A 20578-nucleotide genomic window follows, 5' to 3' on the forward strand; every position below is an offset into this window, starting at 1 on the left:
AGGTGGCTTTTACAAAAAATTCATTTCGCAGGCGGGAAAATGGCGGACCAGTCGGCCTTCATGTCGACCACGGTCCAGCCCTTGGCGGTTGCCTCGTCGAGCGCCTTGTCGAGCTTGCCGATGTGGGAGGTCCGGTCGTAGGCCCACTCGCGTTCGGCGTCGGTATGGTGGACCAGCAGCGCGAAGCGCGGCCCGTCGCCCGCCATGGTCCACTGGAGCATCTGGAGATCACCGTCGGAATTCCCGAACGCGGCGATGGGACGGCGGCCGATATGGGTCTGGATGCCGACGGGCTTGCCCTCCTTGTCATCGATGAGGTTCACCTCGGGAAGCTCGAACAGGGCGGGCTTGTCCCCACGCATCTCGAACCTGAGCCTGCCGCTGCTGCCGACCACCTGCTCCGGCGGGATGCCATACACCTTCTCCGTCCAGGGACGCATGAACTCGATGCCGCCGCCGGAAACGATGAAGGTCTTGAAGCCCTTCGCACGCAGGTAGGCCGTCAGTTCCAGCATCGGCTGATAGACCATTTCGGTGTAGGGGCGGCCGGTCTTCGGGTGCTTCGCTGTGCCGATCCAATCCGTGACGGATTTGGAAAACTCCTCCGTCGTCATGCCGGTGTGGGTCGCCGCGAGAAGTTCCATGGCGCCTTTCTCACCTGCCGCCGCGACGCCTTTCATGTCTCCCTTCAACACGGAGGCGAAGGGTTCCTTCTCCTTCCATTCGGGGTGGTCCGCCGCCAGGGCCTTGACCCGGTCGAAAATGAAAAACGCCTGGAAATACACCGGCTGCTCCGCCCACAGCGTGCCGTCGTTGTCAAAGGTGGCGATGCGCTCCGGCTGCGGGACGAAATCCGGCGAACCTTCATCGGTCACCTTGTGGACAAAGGCGATGATGGCTTTTTTCGGCGCGGTGTCTTTCCAGGAAGGCAGGGGGTCTTCCGCCGCGAGGACCGTGGCGACCAGCAGTGGAAACATCACCACGCATCGTGCGATGGAGCGGTTTCGTTGGAGCGTTTTCATGGCGTGGGTTTTGTCGGATCCGCGTGCCTCCCTATTCGGGGATCACGAAGGTGGCGGTGAAGCGGAGGCCCCAGTCCGGACCGCCGGAGGGCTTGTCCGCGTACCAGCGGCCTCCGAGCTGGAAGTTCACCGGCAGTTGTCCGAATTTCACGAGTTGTGAAATCTGGAGGTTGATCGGCACGGTCCATTCCTCCGCGTTCCAGTCGTAGGTGGATTCGAGATTCACCCCATAGGTCGTGTGCGCGGGGGTGGTGTGGCTCAGGAAGGGCTGGAGCGAGGTGAGGCTGACATAGCCGCGATCATCCTCACCGGCGAAGGACCACGCATGGCTGCCAAGCATTCCATAGGTCCACCCGTGTTCCTGTTTCAACACCAGGAAGGTCGGCCCGGCGCACCACTTTTCCGTTCCCAGGAGATCATCCGTGGCGGTGGGCAGCATGATGATCGGCCCCAGACCCCAGACCGGCGCGCCCGGAGGCTCGTGCAGCGGAGAGACGAAGAAACTGGCGGCGACGTCGCCGAGACCGGTCTGTGTGTCGTTGCCGATGCGGTCCTGCTGGTCGATGAAGGGGATGATGGTGCGGGAGATGATCTTCCAATCGTCATTGAGGCGGATGGGGATCACCGGCTCGAAGTTCAGCTTGTATTGGTATCCATCATCATCGGGTCCTCCCCCGAAATCGAAATTGCTCTGGAAGGGGACGTTGATGAGGGAGGCGACCGGGTTGTTGAGCTTCTTCGCGATCTCCGCCATCGAGCCGCCCCCTCCCTGTGCTTCCGGGTGGGTCTCGGCGCAAAGCGGAAACGGAACGGCGGCGAGGCCGAGCAGCAGGCGGAGGGGTGGTTTCATGGCCGGCGGATGTCAGAGTTTCCACGAGGCGGAGAGGGCGAGCAGGTCGCCCTCGACACGTTTCTCCACCTCGAACTCGTGGACCCAGCGCGCGTTCAGATCGAGCTGGCTTTCGCCGAATTTTTTCGAATAGGTGAGGATGGGTCCGATACCGAAGGCATGGCCGCTGAAGCCGTTGAGCGCGTCGGCGGTGTCGCCGTCGTCATCGGTGACCTGTTCGATCCAACTGCCGATGATGCCGATGCCCAGTCCTTCCGGCAGGCGCTTGATCAACGTGGCCTCCAGGTCCGAGACGATGCCGTTCTGGTAGTCCGTGTCCTCGTTCTCGGTGTAGAACTGCATGCCCCAGGCGGCGCTGAACTCGAGGCCGTGCTCCGGCCAGAGATGGGTGTAGGAGACGGTGGGGATGAAGGTCCAGTTGTTGAGGCTGAGGTTGGCCAGATCATGGGAATCATATTTGCCGGTGGGGGCCCACACCGTCATGCTGAGGCCCAGGTGTTGCGTCTGGTTGATGTGGTAGCTCGCGAAGAGAGGGACGAAGGCGAGGTCGAACAGACCGGTGGCGTCCTCCTTCCGCACTCCGGTTTCCGGGCCGACGGCGACGTCCGCCTCCACCTCCAGCCAGGTGATCGGCAGCGAGAGCGCGCTGGCGAAATTCCAGGGGCCCGCGTGGGTGTCCCAGATGTAGGTGAAGCTCACGTCGGTGAAGGACACCTCGGACTCGATGTCCAGCGCGAGGTTCACGCCGATCGGCACGGTGCGGCTGGCCCCAATGTCCGCCTTGTAGTATAACTCGCTGACACCGACGATGAGACCCGGGGCGGGCGGGATGACACCTGCGAACGGATTGATCTCCGCTCCGGAAACGGGACGGCCGAGGGCTCCCTCGACGGCATGTGCGGTGGGAGAGACCAGTGCTGACAGAAGAAGGATCGCGGACAGGTGTTTCGATTTCATGTGTGTTTTGTAAGAAATGGGTCGGGCCGGAAAAACGGGATCAATCCGCTGGCTTCGGTTTCATGATGTTTCACATCCGGTGCGGGTCGACAAGGAGAGGACTCATCCCGCCTCTCTGAGTCACCGGGGCCGGGAACCGGGGTGGATCGGCATCACCGGCGGCGTCCGCCGCGATGGAATCCTTCTCCGGAAAAACCTTGTCCGCGTTGGAATCCGCCGCCGAAACCACCACCCGAGCCGCCGCCGAAGCCCCGGCTTTGGAAATCATGGGTCCTCTGGTCGCCGCGCTGGCGGGAGGAGAAATCATTGTCCAGCCGCGACCGGACCTCGCCCGGGTCCGTCACATGACGCTCGGGAAGCTTGCGTTCTCCTCCACCGTTTTCACCGGGGCGGGGCTGGGGAATTTCACGCCTTTCGCCGCCGCCATCCGCACCGGGCCGGGTCGCAGCCGGGCGGTCCGGCAGTTGTTTCCTTGTCTGTCCGGTGATGAAGCCGTTGCGGTTGAAGTCAGGCGCGGGGCGGGGATCCGGATGGGGAGAAGGACCCGGGCGAGGGGAGGGACCCGGGCGGTTGTCGGGACCTGGACCAGGACGGTTGTCGGGACGATGATCGGGGCCGGGACCGGGGCCCGGTCCGGGGTGAGGGGGGCGGATTCCGTTGGCATCATGCCCGGCGGGCTGCCAGCCGCCGTTTTCCCACTTGCTCCATTGGCCGTCGTCCTTGCGATAGACGTTGCCGTCGTGCCCGGCGTAGAAGTCGCCGTTGTGAACCGCCATGCCGCCGCTACCTTCGTCGCTCCAGTGGAAGCGGCCCGCACCGTCGGACCCGCGCCAGGCGGCGGCTCCTCCGTCGGCCGTGTTGATGTGGGCGCTTCTCACCCAGTGGTCGCCCCGGCTCGCGGCGGACGTTCCCCATTGGGCGTAGCCGTTGCTTCCCTGCCGGGTCGCCCAGCCGTTTCCGGTCCACGGGTTGTAGGCACCGGCGGCCGTGCGTGTGCCATAGGGGCCGGAAATCTGTGCCGCGCGGCCGTAGCGGCCGGTGGCGGGATTATACCATGCCGCGCCGCCCGCCGTCGCATAGGGGCCGTAAACCCTCGATCCCACGGCGTAGCCTCCGGTCCAGGGATTGTATGCCGCCGCCACTCCGTAGCTGTAGTGATAGGGATAATAAACCGGATAAGGTCCCCAGCCGATGTAAGGGGGGTAATAGTATCCGGTCCCCCACATGAGGCACTCGCCGAGCGCCACGCCGGCGACGAACGCGCCGACGTAGCCGGCGGTGTAGCTGCACGTGATCTGGTCGTCGTTTTCGTCATCATCCTTCACCACATTCACATAGGTGACGTGATAAACGGGTGACGACGCGGGGATGCCATAGATCTCGTCGGGGACATGCGCGCATACCGTCCACGGGCCTTTCGCCGCGGCCGACACGAACCACACCGCGTCCTGGCAGAGATAATATTTCCCTTCGCAGAGGATCACGTCGGACCCGCTGTTGGAGGCGTATTCCAGCTTGGTTCCGCTGATCGGCGTGAACGACGGGTCGCCATGGTAGGTCGCCTTCGCCTTTGCTTCCGCCTCCTTGATCTTGATGACCGCCTCGACCGGCACGGATGCGAGGAGCACGGCATCCTCCGCCTCCACGGTTCCAGGCACCGAGGCCAGCACTTCCGCGCAGGGGCTGTCTTCCGGGATGAGCCGGAAGTCGGGAGGCAGGTCGTTGCCGGCGTAGGTCCATGCGTCGCCGAGTTTCGGTGTCCTGAACCACCGGCCGCTGGTGAGGAAATAGATCGTGCCGCCGCCCGTATCCCGCAGCACGTGGCTCTCGGTATTCTGCGCCCATTCGAGCTCCGTCCCTTCCACCGCCGCCCACACGGGCTCGCCCTTGAACACGATCAGCTCGGCCGGGTTCTCCGAATAAAAGACTTTAGGCAGGATCATCCCTTTCCGGACGCTCCAGGGAAACTCGTCCTTCACGTGTTTCCACGTGTCTCCGTCGGGCAGCTTGTCGATCGCGTCGGGAATGTCGGACGCAAGCTCCCACTGGCCGCGCAGATCCTTCGCGGAGAGCCACTCGTCGCCTGAAAGAAGATAATAGCTTCCCTTGGACTCATCCAGGAAGAGATCCCAGTTCGTGTTCACCACGAACTTGAGTCCGGTGTTTTCCGCAGGGCTGAGGACCGGCTTGCCGTCGGTCATCAGGATCATCGCCGGAGTCGTGCTCACGAAAATCGGCGGTGGATCCATCTTCAGCTCCACCTTGTGTTTTGCTTCATCGGAAAGCTTCACCCCGGCAAGCAGGTGGTCCAGCGAGACGGTGACGGGGGCCGAAGGGAAATTCTGCTTGAGCGCCGCCTCGAGACGGGTGGCATCCTCGGGTTTCCCGGTGTTGAACCGCGCGGAGGTCACTTTGATGTTCCGCACCAGCACGGTCCTGGTGCCGTTATCAGTGGCGGTTTCTCCCGTGACTTCCGCGACGCCGAGGGCGGGTGCCTCGCCCGGCAGGGAAAGCGAAACCGCGAGCCTCGCCTCCAGCGTGCGGTAGCCGCGCCATTCGTCGATCTGCGGCTGGTAGCAGGTGATTTTCACCTTGCCTTGGCTGATTTCGCGCGGCCACCCCGCATCGGCGGCGGGCGGGTTCGCAACCTCGTCCGACCAGGCGGAAGTGGCGGCGGCCACTCCCAGCAGGATCGTCCTTGCGAGCGGGGAAGAACGGGAAAGGGGATTCGTGTGCATGAGTGTGGGCTTCTTGTCGACTCAACGTGGAAACGAGCAACCGGGTGTTGCGGAGATGATGGCGCGCCTGACGGCCGGATGAAGGGATCAGGGAAAACTGTTAGACCGCGACATACGTTTGTGTATGACAGGATCATTCATAAGACCGCAAGCATAAAGTTGGCAGCTCCCTCCTTGTGGTGGGCCTGTTCTCAAACCCATGGATGGAAATGCCTGCCGATGCTCTCGGACATGCGGCATTTTTGTTCCGATTTGATCATGTCTATCTTCGGCGGCGTCCGAAAACATGATTGGATTTCTCTCATGAAATACAGGGGTTTGCTGGTTTAATGTCCGTTTTTGATACCATGCAAATCGCGCGATTGATGATTTGGTGATGGGCCATCGGCAATAGGCATCCGGCTCCATCGAATTGTCATCCCGGTAACGAATTTTCTTTGGCATGGCCGGGAATTTTTATCCGGATCCACAAACCATTCCGACGGTTCCGGGAGCTCGCCATGTCATGGCGGAAGAACGGAACGATTTTCTGTTAGATCGGGCCGGAAGGAGACGGAGATATCTCCGCAATCAGTTCCCCGGCTGCGGCAAGCAGGTGGTGGAGCAGGTGGTCGTCAGTCGTGCAGGTCCACGAACTCGAAATTCAATCCGTTGGATTCCGCCATGCTGGCGACGAAGCTTTGGAGTTCCGTGGCGTTCACCTTGTCAAAAGAGATGTTGGTTCCATCCGGCAGTGCCTGGAGGTGTCCGCCGGGAGGTGCTGTTACCGAGGGGATCGGGTCGTCCCCGATATAGTTGACCAGGTATTCCGCATTGAAATCGTCCCCGCTCAGCTTGATCTGGAATTCGCGTTTTCCCGTCAGGTCCTCGAAGGTGTGGTCCGCGCCGCACTCCCGTGCCGTTTCCTCCACCACCCGTGGAAGGTCGCCGAGCCTCACTCCGGCGAAGCTGACGGGACCGCCTTCCGGGTCTCTGAAAGACCCGACATCCCCGCTTTCCCTGACCCGTTCCGCCTTTTCTTCCGAGGCGTATTCCAGGACATGCGTGGCGGACCGTCCTTCGCCTGTGAGCTTGATGCGGAACTTGTGTTTCATGGTGGGATGTGGGTTCGTTTGTCGCATCCGTGGTGGAGTGGATGCGGATGACGTCTTGCATTTCCAGTGCCTGACCCACGGCAGGCACAAAGGTGGGGAAAATGCCGGGAAATGCGGGATTCGGCCTACGGGACCCGGTGCCGATGATCCGTTTTTGCATTCCGGGGATGCGGTTTGCAAGGACCGGAAGGCTTCCAGTCGATTCCGCTCATCCACCGGATTCGCGGCAACCGGGCATTTTCGGAAAATGATTGTCCCCTCGTGCCCGGCGGACGACGTTATGGGGTAGACACGATGGACAGCGACACCGATCTCCTCCGCCGCTTCGCCGCCACCGGCGAGGAAGCGGCTTTTTCCCTGCTGGTCGCGCGCCACGCCGGGATGATGCAGGGAGTGGCGGTACGCTGCACGGGTGACCACGCCCTCGCCGAGGAGGTGACCCAGACGGTTTTTTCCATTCTGGTGCGGAAGGCCCGTTCGCTTCAGCACGAGTGTCTGGCGGGCTGGCTGCAGCGCACGACGTTTCTGGAAGCCCGGAACGCCCGCCGCAAGGCGGCCCGCTACCGCCATACCCTGCTGCGGTTCGGCGGGGTGGGGCAGGCGGCGCTTGCCCCGGAGCCGGCGTCCACCGAAGAAATCCTGCTGCACCTGGATGAGGCGCTCTCCCGCCTCCCGGCACGCAACAGGCAACTGGTGGTGCTTCGTTTTTATGAGAGGAAAAGCGTGGGCGAGATCGCCGCCGCGACCGGGACGAACCACGAGGCCTGCAAGAAACAGATCCAGCGGTCCGTCCACCGCCTGGGCGACCTGCTGCGGCGTCATGGCGTGGCGACCACATCCGGCACCCTCTGCTCGGTGATGGCCGCGCAGTGTTTTTCCGCCTCCTCCGCGCCCGCCGCCACCCTCGCCTCCGCATCGGCGGGCACCGCTTCATCCGTTCTCCCGTTGACCCTTCTTTTTATGAATACCAATGCCATTCTCAAGACCTCGGCGGTCGTCCTTGTCCTCGCCGCCATTCCCGTGACCGTGATGTGGCAACGGAATGAAAAACCGGCGCCTGCCCCGCGGCAGGCATCGTCATCCGCCCCGTCGGAAGTGAGGGCCGCGCCCGCCCCGGCGGACGATCCGGCACTCGCGACGAAATCGGCCGCGGTCAGGAAACCCGCCGCGGCGGCCCCGCCGAAGGACCGCGGTCTGGCGGACACGCCCGCCGACTTCGCCAGACAGATCCGCAGCGTGCTGGGCGGCGAGGCGGGCGAGGACGAGCAACTGGCGTTTTGGCAGGCCGTGAAATCCGGCGAGAAGCTCGACCGCCTCATCGGCGAACTGCAACAGGAGACCGCCGCCGCCAAGACCGATGTGGACTCCCGCCTCACCCTCGGGCTCGCCTACGTGGCGAAGATCTGGAGCATGCCGGACGGACCGGAAAAAGCGATCTGGGCGGGCAAGGCGGAAGGCGTGTGGAAGGAGGTGCTGGCTCTGGAACCCACCAACTGGGAGGCCCAGCGCAACATCGCCTTTTCCTACAGCCGCTATCCGGAATTCCTCAACAAGACCGGCGATGCGATCGCGGAATACGAAACCACCCTCGCCCTGCAGGAAGCCGCCCCGCAACCCCGCAAGGGATTCGCCGAAAGCTACCTGGAAATGGCCCGGCTGCAGATGAAGATCGGCGATCCCGGCAGCGCCCTCTCCACCTTGGAACGCGGCGCCGCCGCCCACCCGGACAACGCCTCGATCACCAAACAGCTCGAGGTGGTCCGGCGGTCCTACAAGTTCGAGGGGACGGGGGAGTGATCCGCATACACCCGCCACCCCAAAAAGAAGCCGGCGGGAACCGGAGCGGGGGGCTCGCGGTTCACGCCGGCGGTTCTCAATCGAGGGGGGGTATTTCTTCGGGGGGGGATCGCCGTTTGTTTCCTTGGGGGGAAGGTTGCTCGCGGCGACAGGAAAAGGTTTACCTCATTTCCTACGGTATTCCTAGTGCGTGATCACGTGTACGCGATCACGGGATACGGAACAAGGAGCGGCGATCTCCGAATCGCCGCAGCAGTCGGGATGAGAACGGGCGGAGCGGAGTGCGGTGCGTGAATGGCTTCAGGACCGCGTATACGGACGTGGCACGGGCCATGTGGGGAGCGGAGCGTTGACGGCGGCGATTCGGAGATCGCCGCTCCTTGGGGTCGGACCTCCGGACGGGTGATGTAAGCGGTCCCCCCCTTCGCGCGGAATGAATTCCGCGCTCCCGGTGGAGGGATCTGCCGGGGCGCGGGTGGGCGCGAGGTGGCGCGGGCTGGCTTGAATACGCTTGAGTCGCCTTGGGATTTGTGACAAAAGAGGGCGACATCATGCCAATCAAGGACCCCGAAAAACGACGGCTGGCGAATGCGGAGAGGATGCGGCGGAGGCGCGCCGAGGGGGCGGCTTGGATCGATCCTGAGAAGGAGGCCGCCCGCAAGCGGCGCTGGTATGATGCCGGGGGCAAGGAAAAGATCGTGGCGAACAACCGCGCGCGCCGCCAGCGGGCGAACGAGCAGGCGGTGGCGGATTTTTCCAAAAGAATCACCGGGCCGGCTGGCGGTGAATCCTGAAATTGGTGAAAAACGATTATCCGCAGGCCGTCGGCAAGATCAGCTCCGGACTCTCAAGGAGGGATGTGGAGCAGATCATGCGGGATTTGGAAGAATGATTTCCCATGCCGGATCCGCGTCCGGATTGTTACAAAAGTTTTACATGCGAGGGGTTAAATCCCGCCGGTTTCCTGTTGGGATCTGTGGGTCGGAATCCGTCCACGCATGCAACAGCCTATACCTCATCACGCGACCCAGTCCACGACACCCGTCCCTAGGAACAACCTTTGGGCGAGAATGGGCGGCGGCTCGTTGATGATCGCCGTCATTTTCCACGGCGTCCTGCTGGTTTTCGGCGCGCTCTGGGTTTTCAAGATCATCAACCCGCCCGATGAAAAAGTCGATTTCATGCCACGCGGCGGCGATGCGGGATCGCGTGCGGCGGAGGTCCAGGTCCAGCAGAAGAAGCGCGCCCAGATCACCCCTGTGAACCAGGTGAAGCGCGTGTTCGCGCAGAACGCCGAGTCCTCGTATTCCATTCCGGACCCGGGCGATGACTTCGGGCCGATGTCGTCCCTGAGTTCCCTGAGCAGCGGCGGCGGAGGTGGTGCGGGAGGCCTGGGAGGTCCCGGAGCCGGAAAAGGATTCGGCCAGGGAAAAGGCGGCGCGGGAGGACTTGGGAACGGCCTCCATTCGAACATCAAGCTCTTCGGGATGGACCTGAAGGTGGAATCGATCGGGCTGGTGCTCGACGTTTCGGGATCGATGACCCCCAGGCTCAAGCGGGTGGTGGACGAGGCGAACCGCGTGGCGGAGGGCAGCCCCGTGATCCTGCACGTCGGCTGCGGCCTCGGAGCCGGGAAGAACCAGACGGGAAGGATCGAACCGGTCCGCGGTCCACGCGATGACTTCAAGAGATTCTGGTATTTCAACCAGCACCGGGACCGTGAAACGCGGCCGAAAAAGCAGGACGACATGGACATCAGCGGGCCGCCGCCGGTCCCGGAAGTGTATGATGTCCTCGTGAACCGTCCGCAGACCTACTATCACGACCACGGGCGCGGCGCGATGACCGCCGACGCGCTGCTCTGCAGCGAGCTCCGCAAGGTCGAGGCCGTCTACTGGTTCGCGGACTTCCAGGACGAGATCCTGCCCGAGACCGCGGAGGAGATCCTGAAGGAGCTGAAGCGGAAAAAACAGAAACTCTACATCCACGCGGCGGTGAAGGGGAAATACTACGAGGCCGCCCGAGACATGATCGCCGTCCCGAGCGGCGGAGGCGAGGTGAAGCCGATCGGGTTGTGATGGAGGGGATCGTGGATCGTGGATCGTGGATCGTGGATCGTGGATTGTGGATCGTGGATTGTGGATTGTGGATTGTGGATCGGTCTAGTCAGAACATAGGTAACACATTTGGTTCAGAACATGGGTAACGCTTTTTAGTTCGGAGTTACACTTCCGGTTGTGTTTTGGTGTGACGTCTTAGGTTCGGGTTCGGGTTCGGGTTCGGGTTCGGGTTCGGGTTCGGGTTCGGGGTTCGGGGTTCGGGGTTCGGGGTTCGGGGTTCGGGGTTCGGGGTTCGGGGTTCGGGGTTCGGGGATCGGGGATCGGGGTTCGGGGTTCGGGGATCGGGGATCGGGAATTCTTCCGCCCCAACGGGGCAAAATGTGATAGCCCAGGACATCGTCCTGGGTTGCATGGGTAATGATATTGAGTCCTGAAGGGACGGCGTCCTGGTGCGACGATTTGCCAACACGCGGATTGAATTCGACAATGTGGGTTTCAAATGAACATCTTGGGCCGTCGCGACGTATCATTTGAAAAACGCCCCCATGCCCCAATCGCTCGCCCAAATCCTCGTGCATCTGGTTTTCTCCACCAAGAACCGGGAACCATGGCTGGACGACGGACTACGCGATGAACTCCATGCCTACATCGGGGGAATTGTGGAGAACCAAAAAGGATCGTTGCTGAAGGCGGGATCTGTCGCGGACCACGTCCATCTTCTGATCGCCCATCCGCGTACCGTCGCGCCTTCGGAAATGGTGCAGGAAATCAAAACCGGATCGTCCAGATGGTTGAAGACAAAAGGTCCGAAATATGTGAATTTCCATTGGCAATCGGGATATGGAATCTTTTCCATCAGTCCGTCACATCGGCCCGCGTTGGAACGGTATATCGAGGATCAGGCGGAGCATCACCGGAAAGTGACCTTTCAGGAAGAATACCGGCGGTTGTTGAGCCGGTATGGAATGGGATTCGATGAGAGATATGTTTGGGATTGAGCGTCGCGCCATGGATGCCGTCCCTTCAGGACTTGTTAGATTCGGGGGCTGATACCCAGGGTTGCGCTTCGCTTACCCTGGGCTGTCGCATGGCGCACCGTTGGTGCTGAAGACTTTCCGATGAACGGATGAACGGATGAACGGATGAACGGATGAACGGATGAACGGATGAATCGATGGACCGATGGACCGATGGACCGATGACCGATGACCGATGACCGATGACATTCGGTTTGCCAACGCGGGTAGGTGCCGGGGAGGGGCGTCGAATGGCACGCGGTTGAGCTGTTCCGTTCATCTTCTGTCCCTCCGGGACGGAAGATGAACGAGGCCGCGCTTATCTACCTGTCATTCGAGGGGCGACCTGATTGCCGCTCTTTTTCACCTTCGCACATGGCGAGGCATTGAAGCGGGCGAGCTTGGTGTTAGTTCGCGGAAACCCTCCCCGGTTCCCGCGCTCCGGTGGACTTGGAACCGGTTTGTGAATCTCCGAGGTCGGCGCGCATGGCGGCGGTTTGCTGCAGGAGTTTTTCCACGATCTCCGGATGCGCGGCGGCCACATCGTTCTGTTCGCCGATGTCTTTTTTCAAATCGAAGAGCATCGGTTTCTCCAGCTTGCGCTGCTGGTATTTTCCGGGGATGCCGCCGGTTGGCTGCGGGGCGTCCGCCATGGTGCGGTATTGCTGGGGGAGCATCAGCTTCCAATCGCCGTCCGCCACGGCGAGGAGCTTGTTGTTTTCATAATACCACGCGTAGCGGCGGGGCGGGGGATTGTCGTTCGGTTCGCCGGTGAGGTCGCTGAGGCGGTTGCTGCCATCGATCCCCACCTTCGGGAGTTCCGCTCCGATGATCGCGGCGATGGTGGGAAACAGGTCGGTGGTCATCGCCATCTCCGCGCTCTCGGTGCCTGCGGGGATCCTGCCAGGCCAGCGCATGATGGTCGGCACGCGGGTGCCGCCTTCCCATGCGGTTCCCTTGCCCTCGCGCAGAGGGGCGGCGTTTCCGGCGTGGTCGCCGTAGCTCAGCCACGGACCGTTGTCGCTGGTGAAGATGACCAGCGTGTTGTCCGCCACGCCGGCTTTCTCCAGCGCCTCCATCACCTGGCCGACGCCCCAGTCGATTTCCTGGATCACATCGCCATACAGTCCCGCGCCGGATTTCCCGGCGAATTTGTCGCTCACATACAGCGGCACGTGAGGCATGCTGTTCGCGAGGTAGAAGAAAAACGGCCTGTCCTTGTTCCGCTCGATGAATGAAACCGCGCGTGCTGCATAACGGGTGGTGAGTTGTTTCTGGTCGTCCGGCGTCACCTCCTCATCCACGATCCTGTCGTTCTCATACATCGGCAGCTTCGGATAGGTGCCTTTCTTCGCTTCCGGGTGGTGGGGCCACATGTCGTTCGAGTAGGGCAGGCCGTACCATTCGTCGAACCCCTGCTTCACGGGCAGAAACTCCGGCGCGTCGCCAAGGTGCCACTTGCCCGCCATGCCGGTGGCGTAGCCCTTCTGCTTCACCAGTTCCGCCAGCGTCGTCTCCTCCGGGTTCAACCCGATGCGCGCCTTCGGCCCCAGCGCGCCGTGGATGCCGATGCGGCTATTGTAGCACCCCGTCAGCAACGACGCGCGCGACGCGGAGCACACCGGGCTGGAAACATGGAAATTCGTGAACCGCCGGCCCTCCTTCGCCAGCCGGTCGATGTTCGGCGTGGCATACTTCGCACCGAAGCAAGCGACATCCGCGTAAGCCATATCGTCATTGAAGATGACCACCACGTTCGGCGGGCGGGCCATGGCGAAGGAAGCCGCTGCGAGGAAGAGGATGCCGGCGAGTTTCATTGCCTGACTCTGGGGAAACGATCCCGCCGGAGCAATGATGGAATCATTCCGGCAGGTTGGCAGCCACCCACGCGATTGCCACGAAAGGAAGGGCGACCAGCGCGATGACAACGATCCAGCGCCACCATGCGATTTCCCGATGGCTGACGATGAACCCTCCCTCCGCATCCCATGAAGTGATCTTCCTTTCCGTCAGGAAGGTGTAGGCGGTGAGGTGGGTGAAGATACTGATGAGGGGAGCTCCCAAAGCCTCACCCCGGAGCCAGACCTTGAAGGTCCGGACCAGTGCCTGGCGATAGGCCAGCTTGCTGCCGTCCTGGTTGCGGACGCGGATCAGGAAGAGGGCTTTGAAGGGAGTCGCGCCCCACACGGACAGGAACAGGGGTTCCACGAAATTATAGATCAACATCAGGATCAGTCCGAAGACCAGGTCATTGATCTGCTCCGCTGCCGGGAAGACGGCTCCGAGGGCCAATCCACCGATCAGACTGAACAGGAGAATATCCAAAGTCCTCGCCCAGTAGCGGACCCAGGGGCGGATCTGCGGGCCGGTGGGACTGTATCCGCTCCAATCGATTTCAGAGGACATGCCGGCCGCGGGACTTGCATAGGGTGAGGTTTCGAATCCCGGGATGGTATCCACACGGGACCACTGCGGCATGCCGTCCCGCCAGACGAGGGAAGACGGGTCGAGCGTGCGGGTTGCGAGAAGTTGTTTGATTTTCTCTCCGCTCACCGGTCCCCCTTGTTTTCCGGATTCTTCGTAAAACCATTCGTCCATATGCGGGTGGATTCTCTCGCGCGTGACTGACACTGGCGAGCTTGTAATTGATGGTTGTCAGGATGACACATGCCTTGGCCCGGCATTCACCGGGGGCGTTTTTCCTTTCTTGCCAGCCGGAATTTGGATAAAACACATTGAATCGCAAGCGCGTCCCTTGTTGGAAGCGCCGATCACCCAACCCGCCAGAAACCCAAGCCCATGACCGAAGTATTCAGCAGCCGTGACAGCGCGACCATCGGCCTCCTTCAGAGCCTTTTGGAGGCGGAAGGCATCAGGACCTACCTCCGCAGCGAGCACGCCGCCACCGTGACATATCCTGCGGTGGTGCCGGCGCTCTGCATCCTCGATGAAGCGGACGTGGAGCGCGGGGTCGAGCTGATCCGCGAGAATCTGCGGCAGGGGGAAGCGGGTTCCGAAGAGGAGCATACCTGCCCGCAATGCGGGGAGAAAAGTCCGGGTGGTTTTGAGAAATGCTGGAGTTGCGAGACGTTCTTGATCGTAGCCGGATGACGGCGGATAGAGCGGATGCAGGTGTTGTCAGGAGGTCATCCCCGCTGCCTGGCATTCCGGGTCGCCCACAGTGCGACCCTCCGATTTGGCGGCCCATACGTGGCGGTCAATCCCCCAGCAACCCCTTCAGCCCACCGAAGAAATTGTCCAACTCATCGGTGCTCGGGGCCGCGCCGAGGATGTCGTCGTAGGTGGTGTGGGTGAGGTGTTCGTCGTCGAGCTCGCCGATGAAGCTGCTGGGCTGGCAGCCGGTTTCCTGGCCGTATTTGATACGGGTGGCGCAGTAGGTCATGGTGAGCTGGTCCTGCGCGCGGGTGATGCCGACGTAGAGCAGGCGGCGTTCCTCGTCCTTGGTGCCTTCCGCGATGCTGCGGGTGTGGGGCAGGAATCCCTCCTCGAGGCCGATGAGGAAGACGATGGGGAACTCCAGCCCTTTCGAGGCGTGGAGGGTGATGAGGGTGGCTCCTTGTTTTTTCTCAAGGTCGTCCTCCTTCTCGGAGGCGAGGGCGCTGTGGTCGAGGAAGGACTGGAGGGTGCTCTTCGGGCTCTTGCCGAGGTGGTGGCGCAGGCTGTCGATGACGCTGAAGATGCCTTCGCCGCGCTGCTGGCGCTCGGCGTCCGTCTTGCAGGCGCGCTCGATCCATGTCTGGTACTCGATCTGTTTGATGAGCGAGTCCAGCACGTCGGCGGGGTTTTCCTTGGCGATCTCGATGCGGTTCTTGGCCCCGGCGATGATGGCGACAAATTCCTGCACGGCGTTCGCGGCCTTCGGTCCGAGCTGGCCGGTGAACTCCGGGTCGCAGAGCGCCTGCCAGACGGATTCGTGGTGCTCGCGGCTCCAGTCCGTGGCGAGGACGGCGGTGGATTGGCCGATGCCGCGGTTCGGCGCGTTCAGGACACGGAGAAGCGGCACGTCCGCATCCGGCGAGGCGAGGAGCTGGGCGTAGGCGAGCACGTCGCGGACCTCGCGGCGGTCGTAGAAACTCTGCGCGCCGACCATGCGGTAGGGGATCTTGCGCTCGCGGAAGGCCAGCTCCAGCTTGCGGCTCTGGCCGTTGGTGCGGAAGAGGATGGCGAAGTCCTCCCACTCGCGGCCGATCGCGCCCTTTTCCGAAAGGATTTCCTCGGCGATGAACTCCGCCTCCTGGTCGTCCCCGGGCATGGCGACGATGCGGACGGGATCGCCGTCCTTGCGGGTGGAGCGCAGGATCTTCTCGCGGCGGCCGACGTTGTGCTTGATGAGGCTGTTCGCGGTGTGGAGGACGGCGTGGGTGGAGCGGTAGTTCTCCTCCAGGCGGATGATCTTGGGATCCGGGAAGAATTTTTCGAACTGGAGGATGTTCGCGACCTCGGCACCGCGCCATCCGTAGATGGACTGGTCGTCGTCACCCACGACGCAGACGTGGTAGTTCGGCGGCCCCACGAGCTGCTGGAGGAGCTGCATCTGGAGGGCGTTCGTGTCCTGGAACTCGTCCACGGTCACGCGGGTGTAGCGCTGGCGGAACATCTCCCGGACATCGGAGTGCTCGCGGAGGATTTTTTCGCCGAGCAGGAGGAGGTCGTCGAAGTCCACGGCGTTCTGGGCGCGGAGTTCGTTCTGGTAGGCGAAGGCGAGGGTGGAGAAGAAATCGTCCTCCATGTCCTGAGGCTCCACGCCCTTGTTCTTCGCCTTGGAAATGGCGGAGAGCACCTCGTCCGGCTTCACCTTCACATCCGCGCCGCCCTTGCGGACGAGGAGCTGCTTCATCATGCCGGTCTGGTCCGAGTGGGAGCAGATGGAGAAATTCTTCTTATAGCCGAGTTTCTCGATGCCGCCGCGCAGGATGCGGACGCAGAGCGAGTGGAACGTGCAGACCGTCATGTCGTCCGCAGCGCGCTTGGACACCATGCCGCCGATGCGCTCGCGCATCTCGCTCGCCGCCTTGTTCGTGAACGTCACGGCGAGGATTTCCGAGGGCGAGATCCGCTTTTCCAACATGTGGGCGATGCGGCAGGTGACGGTCCGGGTCTTGCCGGTGCCCGCCCCCGCGAGCAGCATCACGGGGCCGTCGAGCGCGCCCACGGCTTCGCGCTGGGCTTGGTTCAGGGAGTCGAATGAGAAGGAGGAAGCCATCGGCGGGCGGATGAAAGCGGGGCCGGGGCGGGGAGGCGAGCGTGGAGTTTCGGGATTTTGGAAAGGGCGGGCATACCCTCCGCCGCCCGGCCTCCACCTCCGCATGGAACCCCGCTGTTTCAAGGAAAAACCCGGGAACCGCGCGGTTGGACATCCTGAGAATGCGATTGTCATCCCGCGTCCTTCCGTTAGTCTGCCTTCCATGACCCAAGACTCCCGCCAGGTGCTCATCGAGCTGTTGTTCCTTTCACTTTACATGGATGACCACCTCTCGCTCGCCGAGGATGAGGTGCTGAACGAAGCGCTGGAATCGCTCGGCTGGGATTCGCCGCAGCCACGGGAAAAGTTCATTTTCAAGGCGTTCGCCTCCGCCCGTGACGCGATCACGAGCCTGGACAAGACCCGTGGGTTCTTCGACACCCGCACAGCCGTCATCAAAAAGGACGGCTCCGAGGCGGAATCGATCACGTGGCTTTCGAAGGTCCTCGCCGCGGACGGCCTGACATCCACCGAGAAATACTTCCTCGCCCAGCTGGAGCAGCGGCTCTACCCGGCATCCTGAGCCGTATGGCCATTCGGTTGAGACCCTACACGGAAACGGACGAGGCGGCGGTCATCGCGCTGTGGAACGCCTGCGGACTGGTGGTGCCACAGAACGATCCGAAAAAGGACATCGCCCGCAAGATGGCGGAGCACCCCGAGCTGTTCATCGTCGGCGAAATCGCGGGTGCGGTGGTCGCGTCCTGCATGGCGGGTTACGAAGGGCACCGCGGCTGGATCAACTACCTCGCCGTTCACCCGGACCACCAGCGTCAGGGATACGCCACGGAGCTGATGGCCGAGGCCCGGCGTTTGCTGGACGCATTGGGATGTCCCAAGATCAGCCTGCAGATCCGTAACACCAATACGTCGGTCATCGCGTTTTATGAAAAACTCGGATTCGTGGAAGACCCGGTGCGAAGCTTCGGGCTGAGGCTGCGGCATGACGCGCCTCTTTAACGTGTGCGGCGGCATATGAAATTCCTCCTCCGAATTTTCGCCGGGACCCTGATCCGGATCCGGAACGGGTCGGCCGACTGTGTGAAAGGCAAGGTGATGGGATGGCGGTTGGACGCCATTTCGGAACTGGCCGCCGATGCGAACCTGGATGCCGGAGAGATATGGGTGAACGGAAACGGAACAGTGGGTTTTTCCAACGATATTCCACAGGAGCTCCACCAGAGGATCAGGAACGTGATGGCGTCGGATTGAAACGGCCACCGGTCGTGACGGGCATGGAAACCCTTGTCATGGGCGGCAAACCTCCCTTTCATGCAACTCATGAAACCCGGATACCTTCTTTCCTTCGCGTTGCTGGTGGCAAGCTTTTCTATGGTTGCCGCCGCCGAGCCTTTGCTCAGCGTTTCAGCCGTGGTGAAGGATGCCGTGCCGGAGTCCCGCGAGCTGAGCCGGGGGGAGGGACAGTATTCCGAGACCCTCCATGTCATGAAGGCGACGCTGGTTTCCACGGAACACGTCGAGAAAATGGAAGTCACCGTGGAACCGCCGGGGGTGATCGTCACCCTGACCGAGGACGGCGGGAAGAAGTTCGCGACCGCGACCGCCGACATGAAGGGCGGGAGGCTGGCGATCATGGTGAAGGGGAAGGTCATGTCCGCTCCGGTGATCCAAAACGGGCCTCTGGGCCGGGTGTTTCTGATCACGGGCTTCGCCAAAGCCGCGGAAGCGGAGGAACTGGCCGGTGAGTTCGCCAAGATCAGGAAATAAGTCCGGCACGCCGCCGGAGCCCTATCTCCGCGACTTGGGTAGCTTGAAAAACGCCTCCACTTCCGCGAGGGGGCGGGTGTTGAAGACATCCTGTTTCCGCAACCAACCCTTCCGCGCGAGGCGGACGCCGAGGCCGAGGTGGTGCAGGCCCATGGTCGAGTGGGCGTCGGGGTTGATGGCGCAGAGCACGCCCTTGTCGCGGGCGCGTTTCCACCAGCGCCAGTCCATGTCGAGCCGTTGCGGGCTGCAGTTCAGTTCGATGATGGTGCGGGTCTCCGCCGCGCAGTCGATGATCATCGCATGGTTGACGAGGTAGGGTTCGCGACGGAGCAGCAGGCGTCCGGTGACGTGGCCGAGCATGGTGACGTGCTCGTTCTCCATGGCGCGGCAGATGCGGCGGGTCATCTCCTCTTCCGTCAGGGTGAATGACGCGTGCACGGATGCCACGCAGTAGTCGAGCCGGGCGAGGATCTCATCCGGGAAATCCAGCGTGCCGTCCTTGAGGATATCCACCTCGTTGCCCGCGAAGAGGCGGAAATTTTCATAGCCCGCGTTGAGCGTGCGGATGGCTTCGATCTGTTCGAGCAGGCGGGTTTCCTCCAGCCCGTTCGCCTGGAAAGACGACTTCGAGTGATCGGCGATGCCGAGGTATTGCAGCCCGAGGTCCATCGCTTCGTCCGCCATGGCGGCCAGCGTGTCCCTGCCGTCCGAGGCGGTGGTGTGGTTGTGGAAGGTCCCCCGGAGCTGCTCCAGATTGATGAGCCGGGGCAGGGTGTGTTCCGCCGCCGCCTCGATCTCGCCACGGTTTTCACGGATCTCCGGCGGGATGAAATCCAGCCCGAGCGCGCGGTAGATGTCCGCCTCCTCGTGGATTTCGTGATCCCCGGCGGTTTCTCCCGTGAAGCCGTATTCGTTGAGCGAGAGTCCTTGTTTCAAAGCAAGCGAGCGGATGGCCACGTTGTGCTCCTTGGAACCGGTGAAGTATTGCAGGGCGAAGGGGAACTGCGCGTTCGACACGGCGCGGAGATCGCACTGGAGGCCGTTTTTCAATCGCACCGAGGCCTTGGTATCGCCGCAGACGATGACCGAGGCGACCTGAGGCAGGGTGGTGAAGTCCTCGCAGACGAGCGCGGGTTCCCTGGTGGCCACGAGGAAATCCAGGTCGTGCACGGTTTCCTTGCCCCGGCGGTAGGAACCCGCCGCCGAGACACGGGAGATTTCGGGGTGCGTGCGCAGGAGGTCGAGAATCTCCTCCACCAGCGGGCTGATGCCGCCGAGCAGGAAGCTGTCCGCGAAGGTCTGCTTCAGCGCGATCGCTTCGAGGATCTTCGTCTGTGTCTTCGCGCCGAATCCGGGGAGGACCGCCACCTTGCCCTCGTCGCACGCGGTTTTCAGGTCCGCGATGGAACCGACGGCCAGCGTTTCGTAAAGGACCTTGATCTTCTTGGGGCCCAGTCCCTGGAGGTCGAAGAGTTCGAACAACCCGGCGGGGAATTCGGCGCGGAGTTTTTCATGAAAGCCGAGCCTGCCGGTGCTGGCGAGTTCGTGAAGCTTGTCGCGCAGGGCGTCGCCGATGCCCTTGATGCCCGCGAGGTCGTTGTCCTTCGCGCGTTGCAGGATGTCGCCGTCGTGGTTCCGCACCGCCTCCGCCCCTTGCCGGTAGGCGCGGACCTTGAAGGGATTCTCCGCCTTCAGCTCCAGCAGCAGGGCGATTTCTTCGAGCACTTCAGCCAGGTTCTCGCGAGTCATGGGGAAGAGTTGCGAGAGGGAAGGGGGAGGTCAAGCGGCGGAGAACATCGGGAGCGAGGACCCTGGAAGTCCGCGCTGACAGGTGGCTTCGAACACGGAATCCGTGCCCGGGTGCCTGAGCGGGCCCTACACCTGTCGATCGGAATCTTTTTTTCCATCATCCGAAAAAAGCACTACCCAAATGGGGGGTAAACCGTGTATTGACAGATAGATTCTTGTATTCCGGAAACGTAACGGGGTATGGAATCGTAAAAGGAGCCGCTCTAACCCATCACGGAGTCTCCTTCATCCCCTCAGCAATATT

At 62.3% G+C, this 20578-nt stretch carries 18 protein-coding genes; 9 read left to right on the forward strand and 9 right to left on the reverse strand.

What is annotated here, in order from left to right:
- Positions 1-20 precede the first annotated feature (20 nt).
- The 5 genes from JIN84_RS00510 to JIN84_RS00530 all read right to left on the reverse strand — a co-directional run bounded on the left by JIN84_RS00510 (position 21) and on the right by JIN84_RS00530 (position 6661).
- Complete coding sequence (locus JIN84_RS00510; RefSeq protein WP_200349157.1) at positions 21-977, reverse strand: haloacid dehalogenase-like hydrolase; 957 nt, start codon at positions 975-977, stop codon at positions 21-23.
- A 76-nt stretch (positions 978-1053) separates the two neighbouring features.
- A complete protein-coding gene (locus JIN84_RS00515) occupies positions 1054-1872 on the reverse strand; it encodes a transporter (RefSeq protein ID WP_200349052.1) in 819 nt (272 codons plus the stop codon).
- Between the two features lie 12 nt (positions 1873-1884).
- Positions 1885-2829: a SphA family protein gene (locus JIN84_RS00520; protein ID WP_200349053.1), complete on the reverse strand. Its 945-nt coding sequence runs from the start codon at positions 2827-2829 to the stop codon at positions 1885-1887.
- A gap of 152 nt (positions 2830-2981) precedes the next feature.
- On the reverse strand, positions 2982-5567 hold the full coding sequence (locus JIN84_RS00525) for a hypothetical protein (RefSeq protein ID WP_200349054.1): 2586 nt from the start codon (positions 5565-5567) through the stop codon (positions 2982-2984).
- 614 nt (positions 5568-6181) lie between these two features.
- Positions 6182-6661, reverse strand: a complete 480-nt coding sequence (locus JIN84_RS00530) for a hypothetical protein (RefSeq protein ID WP_200349055.1) — start codon at positions 6659-6661, stop codon at positions 6182-6184.
- Between the two features lie 294 nt (positions 6662-6955).
- Between JIN84_RS00530 and JIN84_RS00535 the strand changes: the two genes are divergently transcribed.
- The 4 genes from JIN84_RS00535 (at position 6956) to tnpA (ending at position 11516) form a co-directional block, all read left to right on the forward strand.
- Positions 6956-8458, forward strand: coding sequence for a sigma-70 family RNA polymerase sigma factor (locus JIN84_RS00535; protein ID WP_200349056.1), 1503 nt, complete (start codon positions 6956-6958; stop codon positions 8456-8458).
- Positions 8459-9009: 551 nt separating this feature from the next.
- Positions 9010-9252, forward strand: coding sequence for a hypothetical protein (locus JIN84_RS00540; RefSeq protein ID WP_200349057.1), 243 nt, complete (start codon positions 9010-9012; stop codon positions 9250-9252).
- A 204-nt stretch (positions 9253-9456) separates the two neighbouring features.
- Positions 9457-10536 carry a hypothetical protein gene (locus JIN84_RS00545; RefSeq protein WP_200349058.1) on the forward strand — a complete coding sequence of 360 codons (1080 nt, stop codon included), beginning with the start codon at positions 9457-9459 and terminating at the stop codon, positions 10534-10536.
- Between the two features lie 527 nt (positions 10537-11063).
- On the forward strand, positions 11064-11516 hold the full coding sequence (tnpA, locus tag JIN84_RS00550; RefSeq protein WP_200349059.1) for an IS200/IS605 family transposase: 453 nt from the start codon (positions 11064-11066) through the stop codon (positions 11514-11516).
- Positions 11517-11941: 425 nt separating this feature from the next.
- Here the strand turns inward: tnpA and JIN84_RS00555 are convergent, their stop codons facing one another.
- Both JIN84_RS00555 and JIN84_RS00560 read right to left on the reverse strand, forming a co-directional pair.
- On the reverse strand, positions 11942-13351 hold the full coding sequence (locus JIN84_RS00555) for a sulfatase family protein (protein WP_200349060.1): 1410 nt from the start codon (positions 13349-13351) through the stop codon (positions 11942-11944).
- Positions 13352-13394: 43 nt separating this feature from the next.
- Positions 13395-14132 (reverse strand): RDD family protein, encoded by a 738-nt coding sequence (locus JIN84_RS00560; RefSeq protein WP_200349061.1) that lies wholly within the window; start codon positions 14130-14132, stop codon positions 13395-13397.
- 201 nt (positions 14133-14333) lie between these two features.
- On the opposite strand from JIN84_RS00560, the gene JIN84_RS00565 reads away from it, so the two are divergent.
- Positions 14334-14645 (forward strand): putative signal transducing protein, encoded by a 312-nt coding sequence (locus tag JIN84_RS00565; RefSeq protein ID WP_200349062.1) that lies wholly within the window; start codon positions 14334-14336, stop codon positions 14643-14645.
- Between the two features lie 106 nt (positions 14646-14751).
- Here JIN84_RS00565 and JIN84_RS00570 read toward each other — a convergent pair whose 3' ends face one another.
- Positions 14752-16758: an ATP-dependent helicase gene (locus tag JIN84_RS00570; protein WP_200349063.1), complete on the reverse strand. Its 2007-nt coding sequence runs from the start codon at positions 16756-16758 to the stop codon at positions 14752-14754.
- Positions 16759-16960: 202 nt separating this feature from the next.
- Here JIN84_RS00570 and JIN84_RS00575 point away from each other — a divergent pair, with 202 nt between their 5' ends.
- From JIN84_RS00575 to JIN84_RS00590, 4 genes are read left to right on the forward strand one after another with little or no spacing between them, the layout of a single operon-like run.
- A complete protein-coding gene (locus tag JIN84_RS00575; protein ID WP_200349064.1) occupies positions 16961-17320 on the forward strand; it encodes a hypothetical protein in 360 nt (119 codons plus the stop codon).
- A 17-nt stretch (positions 17321-17337) separates the two neighbouring features.
- The gene (locus JIN84_RS00580) at positions 17338-17757 is read left to right on the forward strand and encodes a GNAT family acetyltransferase (protein WP_234043107.1); all 420 of its coding nucleotides are present in this window, start codon (positions 17338-17340) and stop codon (positions 17755-17757) included.
- Positions 17758-17772: 15 nt separating this feature from the next.
- A complete protein-coding gene (locus JIN84_RS00585) occupies positions 17773-18009 on the forward strand; it encodes a DUF3634 family protein (protein WP_200349066.1) in 237 nt (78 codons plus the stop codon).
- Between the two features lie 60 nt (positions 18010-18069).
- On the forward strand, positions 18070-18525 hold the full coding sequence (locus tag JIN84_RS00590) for a SecDF P1 head subdomain-containing protein (protein ID WP_200349067.1): 456 nt from the start codon (positions 18070-18072) through the stop codon (positions 18523-18525).
- Between the two features lie 21 nt (positions 18526-18546).
- Here the strand turns inward: JIN84_RS00590 and polX are convergent, their stop codons facing one another.
- Positions 18547-20274 (reverse strand): DNA polymerase/3'-5' exonuclease PolX, encoded by a 1728-nt coding sequence (gene polX / locus JIN84_RS00595; RefSeq protein ID WP_200349068.1) that lies wholly within the window; start codon positions 20272-20274, stop codon positions 18547-18549.
- Between the last annotated feature and the right edge of the window lie 304 nt (positions 20275-20578).

The organism is Luteolibacter yonseiensis (assembly GCF_016595465.1).
Classification (GTDB): Bacteria; Verrucomicrobiota; Verrucomicrobiia; order Verrucomicrobiales; family Akkermansiaceae; genus Luteolibacter; species Luteolibacter yonseiensis.